The sequence below is a fragment of the Paenibacillus sp. P2(2022) genome (assembly GCF_029522175.1).
GTDB lineage: Bacteria > Bacillota > Bacilli > Paenibacillales > Paenibacillaceae > Paenibacillus > Paenibacillus polymyxa.
The window spans coordinates 440,785-465,003 of the sequence record NZ_JAKWFI010000001.1; the positions used below are offsets into that span (position 1 = coordinate 440,785).

General features: G+C 46.1%; 24 protein-coding genes and 1 other annotated feature (1 of these 25 only partly in view). Of the genes, 20 read left to right on the forward strand and 4 right to left on the reverse strand.

From position 1 onward, the window contains the following. Positions 1 to 162: 162 nt before the first annotated feature. From MMB75_RS01940 to MMB75_RS01955, 4 genes are all read left to right on the forward strand, one after another. A complete protein-coding gene (locus tag MMB75_RS01940; RefSeq protein ID WP_031461828.1) occupies positions 163 to 939 on the forward strand; it encodes an NAD-dependent epimerase/dehydratase family protein in 777 nt (258 codons plus the stop codon). Positions 940 to 1,171: 232 nt separating this feature from the next. Next, positions 1,172 to 2,164: an ABC transporter permease gene (locus MMB75_RS01945; RefSeq protein ID WP_016821653.1), complete on the forward strand. Its 993-nt coding sequence runs from the start codon at positions 1,172 to 1,174 to the stop codon at positions 2,162 to 2,164. 18 nt (positions 2,165 to 2,182) lie between these two features. After that, positions 2,183 to 3,076, forward strand: a complete 894-nt coding sequence (locus MMB75_RS01950; RefSeq protein ID WP_016821652.1) for a carbohydrate ABC transporter permease — start codon at positions 2,183 to 2,185, stop codon at positions 3,074 to 3,076. A gap of 109 nt (positions 3,077 to 3,185) precedes the next feature. Continuing rightward, positions 3,186 to 4,727 carry an extracellular solute-binding protein gene (locus tag MMB75_RS01955; protein ID WP_123797417.1) on the forward strand — a complete coding sequence of 514 codons (1,542 nt, stop codon included), beginning with the start codon at positions 3,186 to 3,188 and terminating at the stop codon, positions 4,725 to 4,727. A 71-nt stretch (positions 4,728 to 4,798) separates the two neighbouring features. On the opposite strand, the gene MMB75_RS01960 is transcribed toward MMB75_RS01955, so the two are convergent. Together MMB75_RS01960 and exlX are read right to left on the reverse strand one after the other, a co-directional pair. Next, positions 4,799 to 7,060, reverse strand: a complete 2,262-nt coding sequence (locus MMB75_RS01960; RefSeq protein WP_045244365.1) for an AraC family transcriptional regulator — start codon at positions 7,058 to 7,060, stop codon at positions 4,799 to 4,801. A 230-nt stretch (positions 7,061 to 7,290) separates the two neighbouring features. Beyond that, positions 7,291 to 8,004 (reverse strand): expansin ExlX, encoded by a 714-nt coding sequence (gene exlX, locus MMB75_RS01965; RefSeq protein ID WP_016821649.1) that lies wholly within the window; start codon positions 8,002 to 8,004, stop codon positions 7,291 to 7,293. A 350-nt stretch (positions 8,005 to 8,354) separates the two neighbouring features. Between exlX and MMB75_RS01970 the strand changes: the two genes are divergently transcribed. After that, positions 8,355 to 9,071, forward strand: coding sequence for a metal-dependent hydrolase (locus MMB75_RS01970; RefSeq protein WP_016821648.1), 717 nt, complete (start codon positions 8,355 to 8,357; stop codon positions 9,069 to 9,071). Positions 9,072 to 9,166: 95 nt separating this feature from the next. On the opposite strand, the gene MMB75_RS01975 is transcribed toward MMB75_RS01970, so the two are convergent. Beyond that, entirely contained in the window at positions 9,167 to 10,246 is a 1,080-nt protein-coding gene (locus MMB75_RS01975) for a M42 family metallopeptidase (protein WP_019688087.1), read from the reverse strand. A gap of 183 nt (positions 10,247 to 10,429) precedes the next feature. Between MMB75_RS01975 and spoVAC the strand changes: the two genes are divergently transcribed. From spoVAC to MMB75_RS02050, 15 genes are all read left to right on the forward strand, one after another. Next, a complete protein-coding gene (gene spoVAC, locus MMB75_RS01980; protein ID WP_016821646.1) occupies positions 10,430 to 10,936 on the forward strand; it encodes a stage V sporulation protein AC in 507 nt (168 codons plus the stop codon). Beyond that, a complete protein-coding gene (gene spoVAD / locus MMB75_RS01985; protein WP_016821645.1) occupies positions 10,933 to 11,955 on the forward strand; it encodes a stage V sporulation protein AD in 1,023 nt (340 codons plus the stop codon). Before spoVAC ends, spoVAD begins: the two co-directional genes overlap by 4 nt. Next, entirely contained in the window at positions 11,952 to 12,308 is a 357-nt protein-coding gene (spoVAE, locus tag MMB75_RS01990) for a stage V sporulation protein AE (protein ID WP_016821644.1), read from the forward strand. The genes spoVAD and spoVAE overlap by 4 nt, the downstream gene beginning before the upstream one ends. Before the next feature lie 215 nt (positions 12,309 to 12,523). Then, positions 12,524 to 13,483 carry an AAA family ATPase gene (locus MMB75_RS01995; RefSeq protein WP_045244366.1) on the forward strand — a complete coding sequence of 320 codons (960 nt, stop codon included), beginning with the start codon at positions 12,524 to 12,526 and terminating at the stop codon, positions 13,481 to 13,483. Between the two features lie 3 nt (positions 13,484 to 13,486). Further along, positions 13,487 to 14,734 carry a DUF58 domain-containing protein gene (locus MMB75_RS02000; RefSeq protein WP_045244367.1) on the forward strand — a complete coding sequence of 416 codons (1,248 nt, stop codon included), beginning with the start codon at positions 13,487 to 13,489 and terminating at the stop codon, positions 14,732 to 14,734. After that, a complete protein-coding gene (locus MMB75_RS02005) occupies positions 14,731 to 16,977 on the forward strand; it encodes a transglutaminase TgpA family protein (RefSeq protein ID WP_045244368.1) in 2,247 nt (748 codons plus the stop codon). Before MMB75_RS02000 ends, MMB75_RS02005 begins: the two co-directional genes overlap by 4 nt. A 141-nt stretch (positions 16,978 to 17,118) precedes the next feature. Beyond that, positions 17,119 to 17,649, forward strand: coding sequence for a YqeG family HAD IIIA-type phosphatase (locus MMB75_RS02010; protein ID WP_013372205.1), 531 nt, complete (start codon positions 17,119 to 17,121; stop codon positions 17,647 to 17,649). Next, positions 17,642 to 18,769: a ribosome biogenesis GTPase YqeH gene (yqeH, locus tag MMB75_RS02015; protein ID WP_045244369.1), complete on the forward strand. Its 1,128-nt coding sequence runs from the start codon at positions 17,642 to 17,644 to the stop codon at positions 18,767 to 18,769. Before MMB75_RS02010 ends, yqeH begins: the two co-directional genes overlap by 8 nt. Positions 18,770 to 18,874: 105 nt before the next feature. Continuing rightward, the gene (gene aroE / locus MMB75_RS02020) at positions 18,875 to 19,744 is read left to right on the forward strand and encodes a shikimate dehydrogenase (RefSeq protein WP_277506863.1); all 870 of its coding nucleotides are present in this window, start codon (positions 18,875 to 18,877) and stop codon (positions 19,742 to 19,744) included. Between the two features lie 67 nt (positions 19,745 to 19,811). Next, on the forward strand, positions 19,812 to 20,108 hold the full coding sequence (yhbY, locus tag MMB75_RS02025) for a ribosome assembly RNA-binding protein YhbY (protein WP_013372202.1): 297 nt from the start codon (positions 19,812 to 19,814) through the stop codon (positions 20,106 to 20,108). A gap of 17 nt (positions 20,109 to 20,125) precedes the next feature. Further along, positions 20,126 to 20,716 carry a nicotinate-nucleotide adenylyltransferase gene (nadD, locus tag MMB75_RS02030; RefSeq protein ID WP_045244370.1) on the forward strand — a complete coding sequence of 197 codons (591 nt, stop codon included), beginning with the start codon at positions 20,126 to 20,128 and terminating at the stop codon, positions 20,714 to 20,716. Further along, positions 20,700 to 21,296: a bis(5'-nucleosyl)-tetraphosphatase (symmetrical) YqeK gene (gene yqeK, locus MMB75_RS02035; RefSeq protein WP_045244371.1), complete on the forward strand. Its 597-nt coding sequence runs from the start codon at positions 20,700 to 20,702 to the stop codon at positions 21,294 to 21,296. The genes nadD and yqeK overlap by 17 nt, the downstream gene beginning before the upstream one ends. Beyond that, positions 21,293 to 21,640 carry a ribosome silencing factor gene (gene rsfS, locus MMB75_RS02040; protein WP_017428187.1) on the forward strand — a complete coding sequence of 116 codons (348 nt, stop codon included), beginning with the start codon at positions 21,293 to 21,295 and terminating at the stop codon, positions 21,638 to 21,640. Before yqeK ends, rsfS begins: the two co-directional genes overlap by 4 nt. Beyond that, positions 21,637 to 22,545, forward strand: coding sequence for a CvfB family protein (locus tag MMB75_RS02045; RefSeq protein ID WP_016821635.1), 909 nt, complete (start codon positions 21,637 to 21,639; stop codon positions 22,543 to 22,545). Before rsfS ends, MMB75_RS02045 begins: the two co-directional genes overlap by 4 nt. A gap of 2 nt (positions 22,546 to 22,547) precedes the next feature. Beyond that, positions 22,548 to 23,321 (forward strand): class I SAM-dependent DNA methyltransferase, encoded by a 774-nt coding sequence (locus MMB75_RS02050; protein ID WP_016821634.1) that lies wholly within the window; start codon positions 22,548 to 22,550, stop codon positions 23,319 to 23,321. Between the two features lie 72 nt (positions 23,322 to 23,393). Here MMB75_RS02050 and MMB75_RS02055 read toward each other — a convergent pair whose 3' ends face one another. Then, positions 23,394 to 23,783, reverse strand: a complete 390-nt coding sequence (locus tag MMB75_RS02055; protein WP_019688081.1) for a tautomerase family protein — start codon at positions 23,781 to 23,783, stop codon at positions 23,394 to 23,396. 179 nt (positions 23,784 to 23,962) lie between these two features. Further along, positions 23,963 to 24,219, forward strand: a binding site (T-box leader) (it continues 2 nt past the right edge of the window).

The following is a 24,219-nucleotide window of genomic DNA, read 5'->3' on the forward strand; positions in this document are numbered from 1 at the left end:
TAACTTAATAATAGCAACAAGTAAGGACTCTGCTCAGGTAGCAGAGTCCTTTTTTATAGCTGACAGAATGCAGCGAATGATGGTATCAAGGTTCCCTCTTTAGGGAGTTGGTTAAGCTATGGATGACAGCACACTGTCACATAAAGAAGGGAGATGCGGACGATGGCACGGAAATTATTGATAACAGGGGCGGCGGGCACAATTGGAAAAGTACTCTACGAAGGGCTAAAAGCGGAAGGGAAATATGAAATAACCGCCGCCGATGTAATGAGGGATGAAGAAGCAGGGATTGTCGAACTGGATATACATGATGCTGCAAGATTGGCTGAGCTTACACATCGAGTGGATACGGTACTGCATTTTGCATGGATTAAGGATGAAGGGGATTTCCTCGGCAAAGTGCTGTCTGGCAATGTAAGCGGAGCCTATAAGCTATATGAAGCTGCGGTCAAAAATGGGGTGAAGCGCATTATTTTCGCCAGTTCCAATCATGCCACAGGGTTTTATAAAGTAGGCGAAGCCATAGATGTAGAAGATCCCTACCGACCGGATAGCTTTTATGGATTGAGTAAGTGCTATATTGAACTGTTGGGACGGCTGTATGCCGATCAGGGCAAAATATCTTCAATGAATATCCGCATCGGTAATTTTCCTGGGGATGATCGGCCGCATTCGGAGCGTGCTGCTCATATATGGATCTCCGAGCGCGATATGATCCATCTGACCGTCTGCTGTATCGAGGCCCCTTCGGAGATGAGTTATCTTAATTTGTACGGTACGTCAGCCAATACGGATAATTATTATGACATTGGTTACTTGGAAGAACTAATCGGATATAAGCCGCAGGATAATGCCGCTGAGCTGCTGGAGCAGGCCAAGAAAAACGGATTTCGAGTAAAACAGGATGAAACCATTTTTCAGGGTGGGCAAAAGGAATAGAGCAGATCGTCCAAATATGCTTGCGAATGGGCTGAAGGCGTCGATCAGGCGCCTCATATCACATAAAACTTCACAAATATCCGAATTGTTCACTCCTCTGGACACTCCTTTGTTCATGAAGCATGAGAGGCTTCACTTTTCATTTTGAATGCGCTTACATAATATATAGTTATACGGCGGCGATGCTACAAACCTTGCAGTCGGTATGTATATAGAGGGGGAGTGACTCACATTGAATCAGCCTATGCCCAAAAATTCTGCAATGCTTACGACGGATTCCCGCTTGAACGGTAGGCTGGGAACAGGCAAGAAACACGGTTTTTTCTATGAACTGATCCGCAATCGAGTATTATTTCTGATGTTGTTGCCCACTTTAATCTTTTTCTTCATAAATTCGTACATTCCTATGGTCGGCATTTATTATGCATTTACCCAGTTTGACTTTAATACCAGCCTTTTTGAGGCCCAGTTCGTCGGACTCCAGAATTTTCGCTTTCTATGGCAATCTGGTACGCTGACCAAATTGACATTGAACACGGTTGGATATAACGCGGCGTTTATTTTACTCGGCAACGTGTTAGCGATTGTCCTCGCTATTTTACTGAATGAGTTGCGAGGCCGCTACTTTAAAAAGATCACTCAATCTGTGATGTTTCTTCCATATTTTGTTTCCTTCGTCATTCTAAGTGTCATCGTGTATAACATATTTAATTATGATAATGGTTTTCTGAACACGTTGCTTGTGCAATTCGGTGGTGAACGCGTGGATGTGTATAACAAACCATGGGTGTGGATTTTCCTGATTATCCTGTTCTATTTGTGGAAAAATCTCGGCTACAGTATGGTGATCTACCTGGCAGCGATCACAGGGATCAGTGACGAGTATTATGAGGCAGCTAAAATAGACGGAGCCAACATTTTTCAACGAATTTGGTACATTACCGTTCCTATGCTCAAGTCAACATTCGTTGTGCTGCTGTTATTTGCACTGGGTAGTATTATGAAAGGACAATTTGATCTGTTCTATCAGTTAATCGGTAACAACGGTGTGCTGTACAATACGACGGATATTTTGGACACTTATGTATATCGTTCCTTGAAAGTAACTTTTGATGTGGGTATGGCTTCGGCCGCAGGCGTGTATCAATCCCTGTTCGGATTTGTACTGATCATGACCGTGAACTATATCATTCGCAAGCTGAACGACGAATATGCCTTATTCTAGAAAGGAGGACCGAAACGGATGGCGATCAAAGAGGATGTATACACTCGACTTTTTAAAATTATCTCTTATGTGATTATCATTGTGGCATCCATTGCTTGTTTACTCCCGTTCCTACTTATTATTTCGGCTTCACTAACCAGTAATGAATCGATTATCAGGGATGGCTATCACTTCATTCCACAGCAATTCTCGCTGGAAGGATACCGGACGGTGTTCACCTTTCCTGAAGAGGTGTTGCGGGCATATGGGGTGACGATTTTTACCACGGTTGTAGGTACGACGCTGGGCCTGTTCCTGATGACGATGGCCGGATATGTGCTGGCACGCAAAGATTTTAAATACCGCAACGCGTTTTCATTCTATATTTACTTTACGACGTTGTTTGGAGGCGGATTAGTACCTTGGTACATTATGCTCACGAAGTATTTGGGGCTGCTAGATACGTATACAGTGCTTATTTTCCCGGGATTAATGACTCCATTTCTAATCATTTTGATGAAAAACTTCATTCGTTCCTCCATGCCGGAAGAACTGTTCGAGTCCGCTAAAATAGACGGTGCGGGTGATTTTAAAATTTACTACCGAATTGTACTGCCTTTATCTACACCGGGTATTGCCACTGTGGGGCTGTTTCTGGCTTTGGCTTACTGGAATGACTGGTTTTCATCCTCACTCTTTATTAATGACCCGCATAAATACCAGTTGCAATACTATCTGTATAATGTCATTAACTCCATGCAATTTATTGCTCAAATGGGTGCAGGTACCGGCGTGTCCCTGTCCAACGATATGCCGACAGAGTCGACCAAAATGGCAATGGCGATCGTGGTTACGGGTCCCATTTTACTCCTGTACCCGTTCATTCAGCGTTACTTTGTCAAGGGGCTGACGATTGGTGCGGTAAAAGGATAAGCGGCACTAAAGGCTGAGATGGCATAATGTGCTGACATTGTGCCATCCAAGCAGCACTTTTTGTAAGCGTTTTATTTAAACGGACTACCATTTCAAAGGGAGGATTCACATGACATTCACAAAGAAAAGAAAACAACGCATGTCCATCCTGATTGCAGTAATGGTTATCATGGCGCTCTTAGCCGGATGTGGGGGCGGTAGCGGAAACAGCGCACAAAAAGCAAATGGAGAGGATGATAAAGCCCAGAAAGTACAGCTGCAATTTTATATGCTGGGTGATGCTCCTAAGGATCTGTCTACCATTGAGGCAGAGATTAATAAGTTGGCAGAAAAAGATCTGAATGCCACCGTCAAATTTAACTATACGACGTGGACAGACTGGGATCAAAAATATAAGCTGTTATTGTCTTCGGGTCAGCCTATCGACCTGATCTTCACTGCAGATTGGACGCAGTATCAGGCCTATGCCAAGAAGGGGGCATTCCTGCCGCTAGACGATCTGCTGCCTAAGGCCGCACCTGCCTTGCAAAAATTCGTGCCTCAGGACATGTGGGATGGGGTTAAAATCGGAGGCAAAATTTATACCGTGCCTGGCACGTATAAAGAATATGTCACAAACGGTTTTGTATGGCGTGAGGATTTACGCGAAAAGTACAATTTGCCTAAACCAACAGACATCAAAAGTTACGAGGCTTACATGGACGGGATACGTCAGCATGAGCCTAGTATGAAAACGGTATCTTTGAACAGTGATATCAAGGGAAATCTGCATGATCGTTATACCGAATTAGTAACGAAGAGTGTAGGTGCTTTGCCTTATGGCATTGGTATCAAATATGAAAAACCAACAGAGGTATATAAGTATTGGGGCTCAGATGAACAAAAAGAAGAGCTGAATACTTACAAACGCTGGGCTGATAAAGGGTTTATTCCCAAAAACGTATTAAACGTAAAAGATACGCTTCAGGATCAAGTCACTTCTGGTAAAGCAGCGAGTATTTTTGGCGACAACCCAACCCGGTTTAATGATATGGTCATTAAGCTCAAAGCATCCCACCCGGACTGGAAGCTTGAGTACTATCCATTCCCGCTGACAACGGGCTATGCAACTCCGGTGCATCCGATTCATAATGGCTTTGCAATTCCAAAAAGCAGCCCGAACCCAGCCCGCGCGCTGGCCTTTTATGAAAAGCTTGTAACGGACAAACGCTATAACCTGCTTACGCAATATGGTATCGAAGGCAAAAACTACGAAGTCAAAGATGGTTACTATCATATGATAGGTAGCGGCAGTACGAATGGATTTTCACGGGAAGGAATGAACAGCTGGGCTTGGCGTAACCCGGAATACATGCTGTTTGATTCAGGCTTTGACCGTGTGAAGAAGATTTTTGCGGAGCTGGATAAAATCCAGAAGCCTGACCTGTTTACTGGCTTTGCAGAGGACTATACGACCTACCAAGCAGAAAAAGCGGCATTGGAACAGGTCGAGAAGCAATACCTGTACCCACTTCAAGCTGGACTGATCGACAATGTTGATCAAGGTCTTGAGACTTTCATGCAAAAGGCGAACCAAGCTGGTTTGGAGAAGATTCAAACCGAATATACAAAACAATGGGAAGCCTATGTGAAGGAGAAGGGGATCAAGTAAAACGTTAAGAGCTGTGATCTAAAGTAAAAGCAAGTCTCCAGAAAGTTGGAGGCTTGCTTTTTTGATATCGCCTATTGCGCATTCGCTTTAGAACGGCGAAAATCTGTGGGTGTCACGCCCAAACTGCGTTTAAACATACGGTGGAAATAAGAGCTACTCGCAAACCCGGTTTGTTCTGCCACGTCAGCCACCGACCAGTCGGTCTGTTCCAGCAGATCACAGGCCTTGCGAATACGAAGCTGCTGGATGACGTCTACGATGGTGGACATGGTTTGTTGCTTATAAAGCCTGCTGACATAGATTGGCGACATATCCAGCTCTTCCGCAATCTGATTGAGACAGAAATTAGGGTCCGTATAAGCTTGCTCCATTCGTTCGTTGATTTGTTGTACCAATCGTTCTTGCTTTGTATTTCGTTTTTCCGCCAGATTGGAGCGAACCTGTTCAAAGACCAATTGGTAATGAGCAATAAGATCCTCGGCGGTCTCTAATCGATCTGCGGATGGTAATTCAGGTTTAGATTCGATAGCAAATCCATTGAGCTCACTTATATGCCGAACGGCATTATTCACACTCATAATGAGCCGGGATATTGCCACCCGGACAGAGGAAAACGGATATTTCTCCATATCCATCAACAGATCTTGGAACATCCGGTGTGCATCCTCCGTATGACCAGATAGCAGCGTATCCAGCAATTTTTTTTCTTTATCCGATGGAAATATATAAGTATTTTGGACATCTTCATCTGTAGTGCTTCGCGCATTAATAATACAGCCATGTCCCTGAAAAAAACGGTGCATAGATGCGTTGTCTACCTGGCGGTACAGCAAATGCAGCCGTTCTGGTTGACTTGTAATTACGCTGTAGGTTAGTGATACACTTAGCTTCAAATATTCGAAACAAGCTTCGCGTATTTGGCGTAATAGGGTTTCCAGTAGTACCGTGTCTGTATGTTCTGCAGGGTCTAAAATGTTGAGCATCAACAGGACGCTATCCTCATCCATATCAACGGTTTCCACCCGGTATGTCTGCCCGCATATTTCGGAAGCGATATTCATGATGGCAAACTTGTAGGGTAGCAGATCAGGTCCGCGCTCGCTTTGCCAGCGGGCATATTCATCTATGCGCAGGAGTACAAGCCGATAATCTTTATCGAACTGGAATGTAATCCCAAGCTCACGCAGTCTTTCCGGTTCTTCACCGGCAGGAAGATTTCGGATGCCGCGAATCACATTCCGTAAAATGTTTTGCCGGATTGTGTACATACTGTTGCGTTTCTCCGATTCCAGTGAATTCATATGCACAACAATTTGACCAATAGGCGTATACAGCATTTTGGACAGCAGCCAGGAAGCTACAAATCCTGCCATTCCGATGATGGCCGCGATCAGTACCATGGCATTACGAATAACACTCGCCATTTTGATAACGCTTTCATAAGGTGTGACACTAATATACTGCCAACCTAGTCCATCCGGGGAAGTATAGGAAATCAGTGATCTTTTACCATGAAAGTCTTCTACAAAATAGCCTGTTTCCTGTTTTTTGACTCTAGTGTGCAGCCATAGCTGTTCTTTTTCGTTCAAAGCTTCGTCTGTCAACGTTGTACCAGATAACAATCTGCCTTGATCGTCTAAAATATAAGCAGTCCCACCTGAGATGGGGGTCGACGCCATTTCCTTGTTCATCCAGGCCGCTGACACGTTCACAATCACAGCCGAATTTATCGCTTCGTTCGAGTTGATTGCGTCATAACATAAATACGTATAGGCTGCGATGTCTGGGCTTGCTTGCTCTACGCCAGCTTCGGGGTCTGAGGCAGACAGCAACGGATACGTGCGTGGAATAGGCGTAAAGGGTTTGTAGTCCTGATAATGATCCAGCACGCGAATGATGTCTGTATCAGCCAGTTCATGCTTGCTGAATAACCCGTTTTGGCCTTGTGAGGACGCAATGTAGAAGGTGTCACTTTTAGGGTTATACACGTAGATGGATTCAATATAAGGCATGGAGTTAAGATAATTATTTAATTCGGTCATGGCAGCGGTTACATCATATACATTGGGCTTGGGATAATACAACAGCTTGGATAGGGTACTGCTGCGATACATTTGAAATGCCAACGATTGAGCAATAGATGTCATGTTGATGACCTCTTTGCTTCTCAACGTTAAGCTATTGTGATTGGCTTCGAACGCCTGCTCCTTTTCCACGCGAATATAGTAGAAATAATATACAGTGGTGGATACCAGCAACGTTAGTGTTATACATAACGTAATGCTGACCAGCAATTTGCTGTGTAGCTTGTGATGCTTTTTGAAATTGCTCATATGAACAGGCCTCCTGTCTGTGTGAACGTAGCTGTAAAGTACACCCTATTTATGTATTCATTATACGTATGATTTTATGAACAGGACAGTGAACAAACCGATTCTTTGTGAAAAATAATGATTTTTTCGTAAAAAGACCGGGAACACGGATACGCAAACTAGATTGCGTCGGTTCCCGGCCTGTTTTATTGGTTCAAATGAAAAGAAGCAAAGATGAGGCGGCATTTCAATTAGTCAGGAAATTGAACATTACCTTTAACAATATAGGCTTGGCCTGTGCCATTTTCCGCTAGAGCTGGGATGGTATCATTCAGTACGACACCGCGAATGTCCGTAATCCGTATTTTCAGAGGCTGTTTTCCTAAGTTAGTACCCAGAAAGTGGTTGTAATCCTGTTTTTCGAGATTGAGCCATTGCCCGTTTTGTTGGACCTCCATTTTTAAGACTGGATATTTATGATTGCGTACTTGAATGGCTGCCCACCATTGGCTGCTGCCTTCTTTAATGCGGTAGGAGACATTACCACTAACCGGAGCTTTGACAACTTTCCATGAAATATTGATTTTTCCATCCTTTTGATTGCCAATCAGGTTGAAGGCATTCGGAGACAGATCAAGTGCGCCACTCGGACCCTCAGGGTATAAATCTGTTACATAGACGGTTGTTTTTCCTTTGGGGCCTTGAACTTCTAAATAGGCTCCAGCTAATGCGGCTTTAATTCCGTTATAATTCAATTGTGTGGGGTTAAGCGCTGTAATTTTGGCATCAGAAGGGATAGGATCAAGCAGTAATGCTCCTCCAGAGTAACCTGATCCTGTATATGTGGCGTACCCCGTGTATGTATCATTCCAAGCAGCTGAAGCGGGAAGTGCGAACAATACGACACTTAGCAACGACGTCAGACCAATCGTTTTGAACTTTCGGAACAGAGATTTTTCTTGCATAATCATTTCCTCCTTGTTCATTTAATAGATTTATATAGTAAATATAAACACTATATTACCTAATATTCCAAATTGTACAATAGGACTTTGAGGCAAAAAGAAAATGTTGAAGATATTTGTCAACATACCCATAGGTCATATGGCGTGTTTTTTGAGAAATGGCTGTACAGATAAAGAATAAGGGGAGGGTCAAGTAATGGAGGGCGAAACTAGGACTTTTGGATGAAGTCTTTTAAATAGAATAAGCGAACTATTGTTCTCGTTTTGATTGTCGTATACAATCGAATCATGCTGATTCAAATAGAGTAATGTCGACTCTGTGTATACTGCAAGAAAGGATGTTATGCATCATGATGGGAAGAGCCCATTTAATTATTGGAACCGGGGTCTCCCTATCGGTATTAGCCTTAAGTGGATTCGAAGTGACTCCGGCTGCCGTGGCAGCCGCTGTGGTTGGTTCATTGCTGCCGGATATTGACGAGCCTAACTCCATGCTTGTGAGCCGTGCGTTACCGAACAAAATGCTTAGGCTCATACAGCTTCTAATGATTGGGGCTGCGGGTTGGGTGTTTTTCACCCGTTTGGCTCCGCCACCCTGGAATCTTGTTTTGGCTTTGCTGATGATCAGCGCTTCTTTTATGCCGTCACGGTCTATGCGTAAAGTTATCATTTTTTTAATTGGTATCGGCCTTGCCTGGTATGGGGAATCATATGCACCGTGGAATTATATCGCCGGGTGTCTGCTGATCATATGTACGCTTGTTCCGCACCGAGGATTGACGCATACGGTATATGGGACAGTAGCATGGACCGCGCTGCTTTACGGCACGACACGTTTGCATGGCGACAGTATATGGCTGGCTGGAGGTATAGCGTACTTGCTACATTTATTGGCAGATTCCTTGACGAATAACGGAATTAAGCCTTTGCCGCCATTCAAATGGAAGCTAAGATTTAGATTAATGAGCACCGGAACCCGGAAGGGAGCAAAGGTAGAAAATATCTGTATCACCTTAACAGCTGTACTTGTAGTGATTGCTTTGCTTCGGTACAAGCATTTAATTTGAGAACTTCTATTTTTTCTTCTATTAAATTAAAAAACAGTCAAGCACACGTATGTGTCTTGACTGTTTTTTTATAGATTCTTATTCTCTGTTACTTCTTAAGCTCGTTCAATAATGGTATTCAGTGTTGTGCGATCCAGATTTTGAACCAACTTAATGATCAGTTCCTTGGCCGCATCATAATCATCGGTGTGAATAATGGACGAGGAAGTGTGGATGTATCGTCCACATATGCCGATGACGGTAGATGGCACACCAATTCCGCTCAAGTGCACTTGACCAGCATCCGTTCCCCCAGTGGAGATAAAATATTGGTACTTAATTTTGTGAGTTTCCGCCATGTCCTGCACATACTCCACAATTCCGCGGTGTGTAATCATACCTGGATCAAAAACCCGCAACAGTGCGCCTTTACCAAGCTGTCCGTATGCGTTCGGATCCCCACCCATATCGTTGGCAGCACTGCAATCCAGTGCAAAGAAAATATCCGGCTGAATCAGATTGGCAGCTGTGCGTGCACCGCGCAGTCCCACTTCCTCCTGAACCGTAGCTCCTGCATACAATGTATTTGGAAGCTGGTCCTTTTCCTTATGTAATGCCTCCAACAGCTCAATGGCCAGGCCAACACCATATCGATTGTCCCATGCTTTAGCCATGATTTTTTTTGGATTCGCAAGTGGAGTGAAATCACAGATCGGAGCGATCGCCGTTCCGGGTACAATCCCCAGATTTTGCGCCTCCTGTTTGCTGTCTACGCCGATATCCAGGTACATATGCTTGATGTCCATCGGTTTGCTGCGTTGCGCTTCATCAAGCAAATGTGGTGAGACAGATCCAACTACACCAATGATTGGGCCATTTGGGGTCAATACTTGAAGACGTTGTGACATGATGGCTTGGCTCCACCAGCCTCCAACCGGCTGAAAACGAATCATTCCATTTTCCGTAATGCCATTCACAATAAAACCAACTTCATCCAGATGTCCTGCCACCATTACACGTGGGCCACTTTCTTGCCCGCGCAGTACACCAAAAAGACTGCCCAAACGGTCCTGAACGATTTCATCCGTATAACCGGATATTCGTTCTTTAACCCATGCCCGCAGATCTCGCTCATGTCCAGAAATGGAAGGGAACTCTGTTAAGGTTTTAAACAATTCCAATGTTTTTGCTTCCATGATGTTATCTCACTCCTTATTAATTAACCAGTGGTCGTCATGTATTCAGTATGAATGGATTTGTACGGAATGTCCACGATATCATTTTCCTGACATAACATTTCCCCAAAAAGCTCATAATGTTAAGGAGCCAAGCAATCTGAACCGCCAAGCGCGGAACTTTTGAATAAGGGGTGGTGAATGATGCCAGCTAAGTCAGGACAGCGCGGTTTTCGTACCAATTCGTCGCCGTTGTCCATAAATGAGAAAGACTATCAAAGTGTTTCCCAAAAGCATGAACCTTCCAGAAAAGTATTTGCCAATTGTGTGCGTGCTTTTCTGGTTGGTGGCGTCATCTGTGTGATTGGGCAGGCGATTCAGGAAGCCTTTATGGCAGGGATGCATATTCCAGCCAAAGAAGCTGCGGCACCAACTGCATCCATGATGATCCTCTTGTCTGTTATATTAACCTGCATCGGGGTCTACGATAAGATTGCCCAATGGGCAGGAGCGGGAACCGCTGTACCCATCACAGGTTTTGCGAACTCAATGTGTTCAGCTGCATTGGAGTATCGTTCCGAGGGATTGGTACTTGGAGTTGGTGCAAATATGTTCAAGCTGGCAGGCTCCGTTGTTGTATTTGGTGTTGTGGCCGCATTTATCGTGGGCGTTATATACGCAATCCTCGGTGTGGGGGGCAATCACTTATGAGAAGACAGGGAGGACAAACCTGGAAGTTCGAGTCGAGACCGCGCATCATTGGGAGTGCAACTGTTGTAGGCCCGGATGAAGGAGAGGGACCGTTGTCCACAGATTTCGATTATATTTATGACAATATCGAAATAAACGAGAAAACATGGGAAAAAGCGGAACGAAGATTAATTGAGCATTCTACAGAGCTTGCGTTAATTAATTCAAATTTAAACAAAGAGGAAGTGCAATTTTTCATAAGTGGTGATCTGATGAATCAGATTATCAGCAGCTCATTTTCGGCTAGCAAGCTTGCTATTCCTTATTTAGGTGTTTTCGGAGCCTGCTCAACGTCGATGGAAAGCTTGGCTTTAGCAGCACTTATTGTGGATTCAGAGGCGGGCGACTACGTGATGGCGGGTACAACCAGCCATAACTGTACTGTGGAAAAACAATTCCGCTATCCTAATGAATACGGAGCACAGAAGCCCCCCACAGCTCAGTATACTGTTACCGGTTCCGGTGCGGCCATTGTGGGACATGCGAAGTCAGGTACGGTGGTAGATTGTGCCACTATTGGGCGTGTAATGGATATGGGCATTAAAGATCCCTTTAATATGGGCGGGGCCATGGCTCCAGCGGCGGCGGACACGCTTTTGTCTCATTTTCGAGATACAGGCAGGGACCCAGGCTACTATGATCTTATTGTAACAGGGGATTTAGCCTCCGTAGGGCTGCCGATTGCCAAGGAGCTGCTTAAAAAAGATGGATTCGATATGAATCAAACGGAATTTAATGATTGCGGTTTACTGATTTACGACATCAATAAGCAAAAGAAGGTCATTGCAGGTGGAAGTGGTTGCGGATGCTCAGCTGTTGTAACCTATGGACATCTGTTAAAGCGGATCGAAAAGGGAGAACTACAAAAGGTGCTGGTCGTGGCGACCGGAGCGTTATTGTCTCCTTTGACTACACAGCAGGGTGAAAGCATTCCATGTGTTGCACATGCTGTAGCTTTTGAAGCGGGAGGAAAAGTATGATATTTCTATGGGCTTTTTTAGTGGGCGGTGCCATTTGTGTCGTGGGTCAGTTGATGATGGATGTAATCAAATTGACCCCGGCACACACAATGAGTACGTTGGTGGTAGCAGGTGCAATTGCCGACGCTGTCGGAATATATGATCCCCTTATCAAATTTGCTGGAGCGGGTGCGACGATTCCAATTACCAGCTTTGGTAACTCACTCGTACATGGTGCACTAACCGAATTGGAAAAGGACGGATGGCTTGGTGTTATTACAGGGATCTTTAGTCTGACAAGCGCAGGGATTTCCTCGGCGATTATTTTCTCTTTTCTGGCATGCTTGTTTGTTCGTCCAAAAGGAAGTATATAAAGCAGGGTGCTTTAAATAGGATAAAAAGTAAAATAAATTGTATACGTGAACCCTTCGGATTTGATAACCGAAGGGTTTTTGACTGTCCCGAAAAACATGTACCTATAAGAGAAGATGGAGCTTGAATAATATGGGCAAGGAGTTAAGTGTACTCTATGTCCACCTTCATGTACAATAATAGGAAACATGTTGCTATCTAGGAGGTTTACAGAGTTATGCCCGTGCGTCAAGAATCTGTGCAGATTGTATCTGCAATCCGTTCTAATCTGGAATCCTGCATATTAGGGAAATCCTTTGAAATAAAATTATTGCTTACGGCTATGCTGGCGGGTGGACACATTCTGATCGAAGACGTTCCGGGTACGGGGAAAACGCAAATGATCAAGGCTCTTGCAAAATCCATGCGTGGTGATTATCGCCGTGTTCAATGTAATCCTGATATTCTACCGAGTGATATTACAGGGGTATCTATATTTCATCCACGGGATGAGCGTTTTTATTTCCGTCCGGGTCCGGTTATGACTAACATTTTACTGGCAGACGAAATTAACCGAGCGACGACGAAAACCCAGTCAGCTCTGCTGGAGGTTATGGAGGAACGAAGTGTGACGGTGGATGGGGACACTCATATGTTGCCTCATCCTTTTATGTTGTGTGCCACTCAAAACCCGATTGATTTTGAAGGTACTTATATGCTGCCGGAAGCACAATTAGATCGTTTTATGCTCAAAATCAGCCTGGGCTATCCTGATTTGGAGACAGAGCGCAACATGCTGCTTCATCATCAGACGGGCCAGCCAGCAGATCGTCTGGAGGCTGTAGCGCATATGGAACAGATTGCTGACATCCAGCAGGAAATCAGAGATATCTATATGGACGAAGCGGTGACGTCCTATTTACTCGATATCGTGCGTGCGACAAGAGAACATCCATCTGTGCTACTGGGAGCTAGTCCACGGGCTGCACTTGCTTTTGTCATGGCTGCCAAGGCATTCGCTTTTCAGGATAACCGTGACTATGTGTTGCCTGATGATGTGAAGGCGCTGGCACCTTATGTGCTGATGCACCGTTTGCTGCTGCGTCCCGAAGCACGCCTCGATAGCTCCAACGCCCAGTCCGTGCTGCAGTTCGTGCTCCGACAGGTTCATGTACCCGTACGAATGGAGCGTTCTTAAGGAATGAACATGGTTAAAAGGAAGCGCAGGCTTCCCCGGCTATCAAGTCGCATCTGGCTTATGCTATGTATATGGGTAGTGTGCCTGCTTTATTTGTTGTTTCAGGGTGGAAAGACATCGGTCATGCTGTTTTCTATGGTTACGTTGTTAATCGTTTATTTATGGATGGTTGGTCTGAGTGGAGTTCGTCGCGTCCAGGGCCATCGTCAGCTTTCGCAAGGCTCGGAGTTTGGCGAGCTGCTGCATGCGGGAGATCAGGTACACGTAAAGCTCAGTCTGAGCATTCCTGGCTTTCTTCCGTTACCCTATGTCATTGTTCGCGAGGTGCTCAAGCGACATACGGGGGAATCCTGGTCGTTTGAAGACAGTGTTATCCCTAGTATGAAAGGTGGCGGCCAGCTTACATTTCAAACCCCTGCTTTAGAACGAGGAAGCTACTATTTTGAGGAAACCGAATGTGTGAGTGAGGACATCTTTGGCCTGTTGGAGCACAAGGGCAGGTTGAACGCACGCGGTGAATTTCGGGTGCTTCCTCGCACGGCATTCATTCCATATTGGCAGATCAATGATCGCCGCTCAAGGATCTCTGGACCGCAGACCGTTCAAACTCGAACGCGTCGTGAAACGACGCAAATTAACGGTGTACGGGATTATGTATATGGAGATCGGTTTTCACGCATCCACTGGAATGCGACAGCTCGTACAGGTAGCTGGAAATCCAAGGAATTTGAACATGAAACGGTTCCCAAAACGATGCTTGTGCTGGACGTGCAAACAAAGCATTATGTAAACCCCGATCAGTTTGAGCTAGCTGTATCTTCTACCGCTTCATTACTGGAATACGGTGGACGGGAGCGGATGGGGGTCGGACTGTGTACAGCTGGAGAGAAGGGGACTGTTTTTCAGCCAAGTGAGCAGATGATGGAACGACAACGAATGATGCATCACTTGGTAGACATCCACACCACTTCGCAAGGCAGCTTGATGACTGCTGTAGAAAGCTGTGTGCGCCAGTTTCCGCAAGGCTGTTATTTTATACTGATTAGTCCGCTGAAGGATCATCAGGCGCTGGAACTTCTTCGCTGGGCCGATACCCGGGGGATGACTCCGTGCCATGTCTATATCGGCGAAGGCTCTGCCGAGGGAGAAGCTGAAAAGTGGATGAGTATGCTTCGTGCAAGGGGAATTAAGGGCTACGATGTTGAGAGCCTCAAAGAGCTCCCGGCTGTAATGGGGGGAGGGACACAATGAAAAGCTGGTTACAATCGTTAAAGAGCTCCTGGGCTCCCGCCTTTACGTTCTTGTGGATTATTATTATTGCTATGCAATGGGTGTCTTTTGCTTCTGAATTATGGCTGGAAGAGACGAGGGCACTTGTACTGATGACCATTACAATGCTGGCGCTGGTGAAGATTTTACTACCATTCCGTCCATGGATTGAATTTGTCGTTAAGGCGGTAACGCTGTTCTTTATTTTGTATCGGACATTAGTGTCTTACTCCATCATTATCCCCTTTGGCGGGGCAGCCAATCGTCTGGATCAGTTTATATCTAATATGTCTCCTTATGTTTGGTTTTCCCTCATTGCTTGGCTAGTCATTGAAATGGTGCCGCTCATCGTTACCACGAAGCAGCGGATTCTAGTTTTTGTGGGCATCAACGTTGCAGCTCTGGCGGTGCTTGATTCCTTCACACCAACTGTGCTGTGGGAGGAGGTTGCCTGGATCGTCTTTGCTGGTATGGGATGGCTAGTGACACAGCATCTGCAGTATTTTCGTCAGCATTATCCTCAAGGATGGAAACATATTCGGCGTTATCCATATAAAATTGCGGCCAATATTGCTGTCATTTTTGCACTTATTATTATGGCGGGTGTGAATATGCCCGAGGTACAGCCAGCTTTGACGGACCCCTATACAGCGTGGACCCAGCGCATTAGCTCAACCACCGCCGGAACCACCAATGGATCTGGGGCACTGAATCAGCGCATGAACACCGCATCTGGTTATAGTCGCCAGGATAATCGATTGGGGGGAGGTTTTAATTTTGATTATTCGCCTGTCATGACCATCACAACTAATCAGCGAAGCTATTGGCGAGGAGAAACGAAACGAACCTATTCCGGTACAGGCTGGGTTGACGTGGGCAACGATGATCCAGCACCAAATGAGGTGTCGATGACCGCAGAGCTTGAAAACGCACAAGAAACGAGACACTCTACTGAGCAGGTCGTGCAGACCGTTACCATGCAAAATGATCAGAGCTATCCCGTTCTGTTTGGCGCCTATTCGGTGCATCGTGTTCAATCGGTGGACAGAGATTCACGGGCAAGCGGGTTGCGTTGGAATCCGGAACAGGCAGAACTGCTTTGGAATCCAGCATCTCGAAGAACTGCTTATCCTAAAACGTATACTTTGGTATCGCATGTTCCAGTGATCCCTGAGAAAGAGCTGCGTAGAAAAAGTTTTAATGAGTTGTATGGAAAAAATAAACAGGAAGCCTACTTACAAATTCCAGAGGAATTGCCACAGCGGGTTCGCGATTTGGCTCGCAATGTTACGGCGACGGCCAAAACGCCGTATGAAAAAGTCGGATTGCTACAGCAGTATCTACAGCAAAATTATGCATATACGAACAATCCGGATCTCTCACGGAAAAGAAGCAGGGATTTCGTGGATGCCTTTCTGTTTGAGATTCGGGAGGGCTATTGCGATTATTATTCCACTTCATTAGTCATGATGGCTCGCTCCGTTGGGGTTCCAGCCCGTTGGGTCAAAGGGTATGCTCCTGGCCAGCAGACGTTTTCAGATGATGCAACCACGGGCGATGGTGACGAAAACATGTCCTCTTATTCCGTGACAAACGCGGACGCTCATTCCTGGGCAGAGGTATATTTAGGCGAATATGGCTGGGTTCCGGTAGAAGCTACGCCTGGCTTTGATATGCCGCTGCTTACAGAGCAGGAGGATTCAAAGACTCCAGCCGCCCCAGAGGTCAAGGATCAGCCAGAATCAGAGCAGCCTGAGCAGACTCCGCAGACGGATCCAGGGGAAGGCTTAGAGATTCATCCTGTAATCATAGGCTCTGCTGTTGCCATTCTTCTGCTGTGGGCTGCTTATATCATTTGGCGTAATCGGGCAGACATTCACTTTTACCTGCTGCGTTTACGCACAGGTAAACCGCTGACCCCAGATGAAAAGGTGATCGTCGAAACGGAACACTGGTTACGGTACATGCGAAGGAAAGGCTATGTCCGCGCAAGCCATGAGACACTGAGGGAATCAGTCGACAGATGGTCACAAGAAGCACCGGAACGCGCTGTGATTTTACATCAGTTACTAGGACGCTTTGAACAAGCGCGTTATAGTCCTTCGTCGGTAACCGCCGAGGATTGGCGCAGTGTTCGCCAGCAAGCTTCCCTGTTGCAAAAGGAACCATGGATAAAACGATGGGCTGGGCGAAGAGCCAAGTCTGACCAGAAGGATGAAGGCTAGTCATTTTTACTAGGTTTGGTGTCGCAATTTTTAATCTTAATCTATATGTTTAGTAAAAAGCTGTCCGTTTGTTGCGGATAGCTTTTTACTAAGCCATAGTAATATGGTATAGTTTGTCGTATGAAACTGAGGTGACCGACGTTGTTTGAAATGCTGATGCCCAAATTACGGGTGAATACCGTCTTTGATATTGATCTTGAAGGCTTGTATGCTCAAGGATATCGCGGCATTATTACGGATCTGGATAACACGCTGGTCGGTGCAAAAGCGCCGAACGCAACTCCCGAGCTGGTGGCCTGGTTTGAAAAGGTCAAACAGGCGGGTTTTAAGCTTGTCATCGTGTCTAATAACAATATGGACCGTGTATCCGTGTTTGCTACGCCTTTGGACATTGAATTTATACATGCCGCCCGGAAGCCATCCAACTCGTCCTTTCGTAGAGCCATTCGTATGATGGGGCTTACTCCGGAAGAGACTATTATGGTCGGGGATCAAATGTTGACGGACGTATTGGGAGGCAACCGAATGGGTTTGCATACCGTTTTGGTGCTGCCGATATCCATTCATGATGAAGGAGTCATGACCCGATTTAATCGACGGTTGGAGCGAATCGCGCTCACAAGGTTACGTAAGAAAGGCTTATGGCTTGAGGAGGAAAAGAAGAATGACTGAAAGACCTGACGGCGGAACTGCCGTCAAATGTAGTGGTTGCGGTATCGCCATGCAGACCACTAGCCCGGACCTTCCGGGATATATTCCGGAAAAATTATTAACTCGTGAACCGGTCATCTGTCAGCGTTGCTTCCGGATCAAAAACTATAATGAAACCTCTTCGGTGACGGTAGATCAAGATGAATTCTTGAAGCTGCTTAGTCAGATTGGGGACAAGGATGCGCTCGTCATCCACATTGTAGATATTTTTGATTTTGAAGGTAGCTTGATTTCCGGCCTACAGCGTTTTGTAGGTTCGAATCCGGTTGTACTGGCAGTCAATAAGACTGATTTGTTGCCTAAGGTCACAAACTGGAACAAGGTACGTAACTGGGTACAAAAGCAAGCGAAGGAGCAAGGGCTACGCACGGAAGAAATCGTACTGTGCTCTGCTAAAAAAAATCAGGGCTTTGACCGTCTGCTGGATGTGGTATCTGAACTACGTGGTAACCGTGATGTATATGTAGTCGGAGCCACAAATGTGGGTAAATCCACGCTCATTAACCGCTTGATTCGTGATTATAGCGATATGGAGCAGGAACTCACAACATCCCGTTATCCAGGAACTACACTCGATATGGTGAATATTCCGCTCGACGACGGCAAGCACATTATTGATACTCCGGGTATTGTGTACCCTTGGCGGTTCAGTGAAATTGTCTCCCGTCAGGACTTGAGTGCTATTATGCCGGACAAGCCGCTGAAGCCTGCTGCATATCAGCTTGATGCCGGACAAACATTGTTTTTCGGCGGTATGGCCCGATTTGATTTTGTAGACGGTCAGCACCAATCTTTTACCTGCTACATTAACGGTGGTCTTAAAATACATCGCACGAAGCTGGAGCGAGCTGATCAGTTGTTCGCTGATCATGCCGGGGAGCTATTGTCTCCACCAACACGCGATCAATTGGCAGAGATGTCAGAATGGACCAGACATGAGTTCCGCGTTCCACGCAAATCTCCATCGGACATCTATATATCCGGTTTGGGATGGATTAGGGTGAATAGTGAGAACGGAGCTCTGGTAGCGGTTCATGCTCCTCGGGGAGTCCGTGTGCTTTTGCGGCCTGCGTTGATCTAACAATGCTGTAACCAAGCTATAGGGCGGCAAGGAACACATACGGGTTCCTGCCGCCATTCATGTATTTGAGCGGCCTAATATTTTGCAATATGGGGGAGAGCAACGATGAACAGCGGGGAGTCTGGAGCGACCGAACGAGATCTTGTACTATTGGGCGTATTGGGTGATCCGATCAAGCACTCCAAATCGCCTCTTATGCATAAAATAGCTTTACAGGCAGCGGGGATTGAGGGAGATTTTGTACCTCTTCATGTCACACCGGATCAGCTGGAGGATGCTGTGAAGGGGATTCGGGCTTTGCATTTCCGCGGAGTCAATGTGACGATTCCCCATAAGGTTGAGGTTATGAAATATCTGGATGAGATTGATGAAGGGGCCCGGCTCATCGGCGCTGTCAATACGATAGTGAATGACAATGGACGGCTCAAGGGCTATAATACGGACGGAATTGGCTATGTGCGTTCCCTTAAAGAAGAGACTTCAGTTGAGTTAAAGGGTGCAAGAATTGCTGTTCTAGGAGCCGGTGGGGCTGCTCGGGGCGTGATTCATGCTTTGTTGGAGGAGCGACCTGAATCGGTCATTATTCTGAACCGAACACGTGACAAAGCTGAACAACTGGCATTGGAGTGGACGACAGAAGCAATTCCAGTAATGGGCTATTCCAACGAGGAAGCCAAGAATGTACTCACGACAGTGGATGTATTGATTAATACAACCTCGGTGGGAATGTCTCCTTTATCTGATGAGCTTCCACTGGAAACGAATCTGATTCCGCAGGGAATCATTGTGAGCGATTTGATCTACAACCCGCTGGAAACGAGGCTTTTACGCGAAAGTCGTGATCAGCGTGGCTGCACTGTACATGGAGGTTTAGGCATGTTTGTGTACCAAGGGGCAGTGGCTTTTGAGTATTTTACGGGAGTGGCCCCTGCAGTAGACCAAATGAGAGCGGCTGTGCTGAGAAGCCTAACGTAAGTCGGATATACATTAAAATTATGGAAATGCCGCATTGTATATGTGGCGACGAAGGGGTTAAATATACATGTTAACAGGTAAACAAAAAAGATATCTGCGCTCCATGGCGCATCATTTGGACCCAGTTTTTCAAGTAGGTAAAAACGGTACGAATGAGCATCTTATGCGTCACATCAATGATGCGATTGAAAAGCGTGAGCTGATGAAAGTACAAATTTTGAACAACTGTTTAGACGACAAACATGAAATTGCGGAAGAACTGGCAGCAGAGACGGGTTCCGAGCTTGTACAGCTTATTGGGAGCACCATTATTTTGTACAAGGAATCTCGTGATCATAAGCAAATCGAGTTGCCTAGAGGATAATACGCGGGGAGAAAATTATGAAAATCGGTATTATGGGTGGTACATTTGATCCCATTCATATTGGACATCTGCTGGCTGGAGAAGCGGCAAGAGATGCCTATGGGCTGGATCAAGTATGGTTTATGCCTTCTCATATTCCTCCGCACAAGCATCAAGCGGGGGCAAGCGGCAAGGAGCGTCTGGAGATGACGAGTGAAGCGGTGGCGGGTCATCCTGCTTTTGAAGTGCTGGATATTGAAGTGCTTCGCGGGGGGGTATCCTATACCATTGACACGATCAAGAAGCTTCAGGAGCTGCATCCTGCTGTAGATTTTTATTTTATTATTGGTGCAGATATGGTGAACTACTTGCCTCATTGGCAGGGGATTGAGGAATTGGCGCATCGGATTTGTTTTATTGGGGTGCGGCGACCGGGCTTCGAGCTTGCGTTGGATGAGTTGCCATATTATTTGCAGGACAAGGTACTGCTGGCGGATATGCCAGTGGTGGACATTTCTTCGACGGATATACGAGAGCGTGTGGCAGAAGGCCGCACTATTCGTTATCTTGTGCCTGATCGTGTTCATGACTATATTACAAGGGGCGGTTTGTATGAAGTACAGCCGTGAGCAGCTAATGGAAGTCGTATCTGGCCAGATGCCTGAAAAACGCTGGAAGCACACGCTGGGTGTTATGCATACCTCTGTGGAGCTTGCGAAGCGTTATGGAGCAGACCCGGATAAGGCAGAACTGGCGGCTATTTTGCATGATGTAGCGAAATATTGGCCTGTTCAGCAGATGGAGGAAGTGATTCGTAACTATCCCGAATGTGATCAGGAGCTATTGGAGCATGACAAGCAGCTCTGGCATTCAGAGGTAGGGTACTGCGTAGCGGCAAGAGATTACGGAGTGGATGATCCGGAAATAAGGAATGCGATCCGCTGGCATACGTCAGGCCGCGTAGGTATGAGCCTGCTGGATAAAGTCGTGTGTCTGGCTGATTACATCGAACCGGGGCGGGATTTTCCCGGGGTTGAACATATCCGTAAACAGGCAAAGAAAAGTTTGGAGCAGGGCCTTATCGCTGGATTTGATTCTACGATTTCATTGTTGCTGGAAAAGCAAAAGGTTATTTTTCCGCTGACGGTTTTGTCGCGCAATGACTTGATTCGACAGCTAAAACAGAAAAAAACGGAGGTTCATGAATGACCCTAACGAATGAGAAATTAATGCAAACGGCGGTTGAGGCCGCTAATGATAAAAAGGCAATGAATATTGTCGCACTGGATTTGCGTGGAGTATCGCTAGTTGCGGATTATTTTGTAATCTGCCACGGTAATTCGGATACACAAGTACAGGCGATTGTAACAGAAATTCGCAAACGCGCTCATGATGAAGGTGTAACCATCAAAGGAATCGAAGGAATGGATTCTGCTCGCTGGGTTCTAATGGATTTGGGAGATGTTGTAGTGCATGTCTTCCATCGCGACGAACGCGAATATTATAACATTGAACGGCTTTGGTCGGATGCTAAGGTTGTGGAGAAGGTATGAGTTTGATCGCTGGTACTTATGTCACCATTATGGTGGATCGTGAGGTATCTCCTTTCGGCTACTTTCTTACCGTCGGTGAGCAGGATGTTCTGCTGCATTATACGGAGCTGACTCGTGAAATCGAGGTGGGTGAACGGCTGGAGGTATTTATCTTCCACGATACAGAGGACCGTTTGGCTGCAACTATGAAAAAGCCGTTCTTGTCTCTGGGAGAAATGGCCAAGCTTGAGGTGGCCGATGTGCATCCGCGGTTGGGATGCTTCCTGGAGATGGGATTGGGGCGCCAACTTTTGCTGCCGATTCGTGAGTTGCCAGAAAACCGTGATCTGCATCCTCGGGTGGGTGACTACGTGTATGCCATTATGGAGCATGACAAACAAGGCAGACTGCGAGCTAAGCTGGCAGGGGAGCAGGAACTGGCTCCATTGTGTTTCCATGCTCCTAGTTCGTGGCTTAATACATGGGTGCAGGCGACGGTGTACAAGCCGCTTCAGATGGGAACATTCGTCCTGGTGGACGGGGGTGTGCTTGGTTTTGGTGCAATAGGAATGATTCATTCGTCGGAACGTAACCGCATGCTTCGCTTGGGCGAGGAGGTTAAGGTACGGGTCACGCTTGTTCGTGAAGACGGTCGGGTCAATCTGGCGATGTCGCCACGCAAGGAAGTAGGCCGTGATGAGGATGCGGATCGGTTGATTGCATTTCTGAAGGAACGTCCGGGTGGCGGTATGCCATATTCTGACGCAACGCCGCCGGATATTATCAAGCAACGGTTTGGTATCAGTAAATCCGCCTTCAAGCGTGCGATGGGCAAGCTGATGAAGGAAGGGCTGGTTACACAAAAAGAAAACTGGACCTACCTGGTGGAGAAGATGCCTAAACCGAAGGACGGGAATGGGGAATAAAGATGGCTTCTTACCGCAAGTTTGCCTATGTGTATGATGAGCTAATGCAGGACATGCCGTACCCGGACTGGTTGCGCTTTGCACGGCAGGCTTGGGATCGATACGGTATGCCACATACAGTGGCCGAGCTGGGCTGCGGAACGGGCTCAATTACGATTCCACTGGTTAACTCAGGCTTCGAGGTGGCTGGCATCGATTTGTCCTCTGACATGCTGGCAGTAGCCCGTCGCAAAATGGAAACTACTCCTCAAGGGCAGCGATTGTTTCGTGAGGGGAGCGTTCGCTGGATACAGCAGGATATGCGAGAATGGATTTTACCGGAGCCCGTGGATTCTGTCATTTCTTTTTGCGATTGCCTGAATTATTTACTTGAGGAAGAAGATATCATTTCTACTTTTCGCAGAACGTATGCTGGTCTGAAGCCTGGTGGAACCTTTCTGTTTGATGTACATCATCCCCAGACATTTTTGCGTTATGATGAAGAACAACCATTCGTACTGGATGAACGCTCTATTTCGTATATCTGGACATGCGCATTGGACACTCCCCGTTGTGAAATTGAGCATCATCTCAGTATCTTTGCGAAAGCAGAACATGAAGGACGCGATCTGTACCAGCGTTTTGAGGAAATTCATGTACAGCGTGCTTATGATCCAGACTGGATGAAGGCAGAATTGTCCAAAGCGGGTTTTCGTGATGTGAAGGTATATGCAGATTTTGAATGGGTAGAAGCAGCAGATGACGCGGCGAGACTTTTTTATGTCGCTGTAAAATAGCTAGGATTCATTGAGCTAATATAGAAAAAGAAAGACGCTTTTCATGAAGTCATGAAGGGCGTCTTTTTGCTCTCATATATTCACTTTATAGTTCAGCTGAAGTTCATCACCCGGTACACCCCGAATGCCCCAATTCTGTTTCGGGGTTTCAAATATAGTAATTTCAAGATCCTGTGGAGAAATACCCAAAAGATCGTTAATTCTTTGAAATAACAGGTTGATGAGTTGCTTCTTAGCTTCTGTCGTTCTGCCTTCGAAGATACTGATTTCAATAATGGTGTATGCGTCGGAGCGACCATCTGCATATATAAAATCTTCATGATTCATAGGAAAAAAACGATGAAACCTCTTTTCTGGAGGATAATTGAACGCATCCACCACGGCAGAGTGAATCACCTCTGAAAGTTGCTTTTTGATCGGATTTAGCTTTTCTTTTGTCCCGAAAATTTTAATCTGTGCCATGTCTCCACTCACCTTTCTTATCTCATCTCAACTTGAACCATTGCAACTTGGAGTTATTATAAAACATTCGTATTCATGTGTCATGGACAACTAGTATGAAGATGGCGCTTCGTATCAAATGTAGTCCTTATTTGACTTTTTTCGCGGTTTTCAATATAATAGTGCCATTATTAACGGTTAAATAATCGCTGATGAGGAATAGTAGTTTTGTCTGGACATGTAGAGAGCCGGCGGGTGGTGCAAGCCGGTTGACAGTGCAAAGCGAACTCGCCTCGGAGATATGCGTCCAACGCAGGAAAGCACCTATATAGGTGTCAGTGTCCTGTTATTAATACGCATCGGATCACCTCCGTTATCAGGTGCAAAGGGAGTAGAATGCGAAGAACGCTTTCTGCTAACTAGGGTGGTACCACGGGAATATAACCTCTCGTCCCTA

What these genes read in the sequence shown, in the direction of transcription:
- MMB75_RS01940 (WP_031461828.1), top strand. Translation starts at nt 163, where the DNA reads ATGGCACGGAAATTATTGATAACAGGGGCGGCGGGCACAATTGGAAAA.
- yhbY (WP_013372202.1), top strand. Translation starts at nt 19,812, where the DNA reads ATGTTAACAGGTAAACAAAAAAGATATCTGCGCTCCATGGCGCATCAT.
- spoVAE (WP_016821644.1), top strand. Translation starts at nt 11,952, where the DNA reads ATGATATTTCTATGGGCTTTTTTAGTGGGCGGTGCCATTTGTGTCGTG.
- yqeH (WP_045244369.1), top strand. Translation starts at nt 17,642, where the DNA reads ATGACTGAAAGACCTGACGGCGGAACTGCCGTCAAATGTAGTGGTTGC.
- MMB75_RS02055 (WP_019688081.1), bottom strand. Translation starts at nt 23,783, where the DNA reads ATGGCACAGATTAAAATTTTCGGGACAAAAGAAAAGCTAAATCCGATC.
- nadD (WP_045244370.1), top strand. Translation starts at nt 20,126, where the DNA reads ATGAAAATCGGTATTATGGGTGGTACATTTGATCCCATTCATATTGGA.
- MMB75_RS02045 (WP_016821635.1), top strand. Translation starts at nt 21,637, where the DNA reads ATGAGTTTGATCGCTGGTACTTATGTCACCATTATGGTGGATCGTGAG.
- MMB75_RS02005 (WP_045244368.1), top strand. Translation starts at nt 14,731, where the DNA reads ATGAAAAGCTGGTTACAATCGTTAAAGAGCTCCTGGGCTCCCGCCTTT.
- MMB75_RS02050 (WP_016821634.1), top strand. Translation starts at nt 22,548, where the DNA reads ATGGCTTCTTACCGCAAGTTTGCCTATGTGTATGATGAGCTAATGCAG.
- MMB75_RS01950 (WP_016821652.1), top strand. Translation starts at nt 2,183, where the DNA reads ATGGCGATCAAAGAGGATGTATACACTCGACTTTTTAAAATTATCTCT.
- spoVAC (WP_016821646.1), top strand. Translation starts at nt 10,430, where the DNA reads ATGCCAGCTAAGTCAGGACAGCGCGGTTTTCGTACCAATTCGTCGCCG.
- MMB75_RS01960 (WP_045244365.1), bottom strand. Translation starts at nt 7,060, where the DNA reads ATGAGCAATTTCAAAAAGCATCACAAGCTACACAGCAAATTGCTGGTC.
- MMB75_RS02000 (WP_045244367.1), top strand. Translation starts at nt 13,487, where the DNA reads ATGAACATGGTTAAAAGGAAGCGCAGGCTTCCCCGGCTATCAAGTCGC.
- MMB75_RS01995 (WP_045244366.1), top strand. Translation starts at nt 12,524, where the DNA reads ATGCCCGTGCGTCAAGAATCTGTGCAGATTGTATCTGCAATCCGTTCT.
- rsfS (WP_017428187.1), top strand. Translation starts at nt 21,293, where the DNA reads ATGACCCTAACGAATGAGAAATTAATGCAAACGGCGGTTGAGGCCGCT.
- spoVAD (WP_016821645.1), top strand. Translation starts at nt 10,933, where the DNA reads ATGAGAAGACAGGGAGGACAAACCTGGAAGTTCGAGTCGAGACCGCGC.
- aroE (WP_277506863.1), top strand. Translation starts at nt 18,875, where the DNA reads ATGAACAGCGGGGAGTCTGGAGCGACCGAACGAGATCTTGTACTATTG.
- yqeK (WP_045244371.1), top strand. Translation starts at nt 20,700, where the DNA reads ATGAAGTACAGCCGTGAGCAGCTAATGGAAGTCGTATCTGGCCAGATG.
- MMB75_RS01955 (WP_123797417.1), top strand. Translation starts at nt 3,186, where the DNA reads ATGACATTCACAAAGAAAAGAAAACAACGCATGTCCATCCTGATTGCA.
- MMB75_RS01975 (WP_019688087.1), bottom strand. Translation starts at nt 10,246, where the DNA reads ATGGAAGCAAAAACATTGGAATTGTTTAAAACCTTAACAGAGTTCCCT.
- MMB75_RS01970 (WP_016821648.1), top strand. Translation starts at nt 8,355, where the DNA reads ATGATGGGAAGAGCCCATTTAATTATTGGAACCGGGGTCTCCCTATCG.
- exlX (WP_016821649.1), bottom strand. Translation starts at nt 8,004, where the DNA reads ATGCAAGAAAAATCTCTGTTCCGAAAGTTCAAAACGATTGGTCTGACG.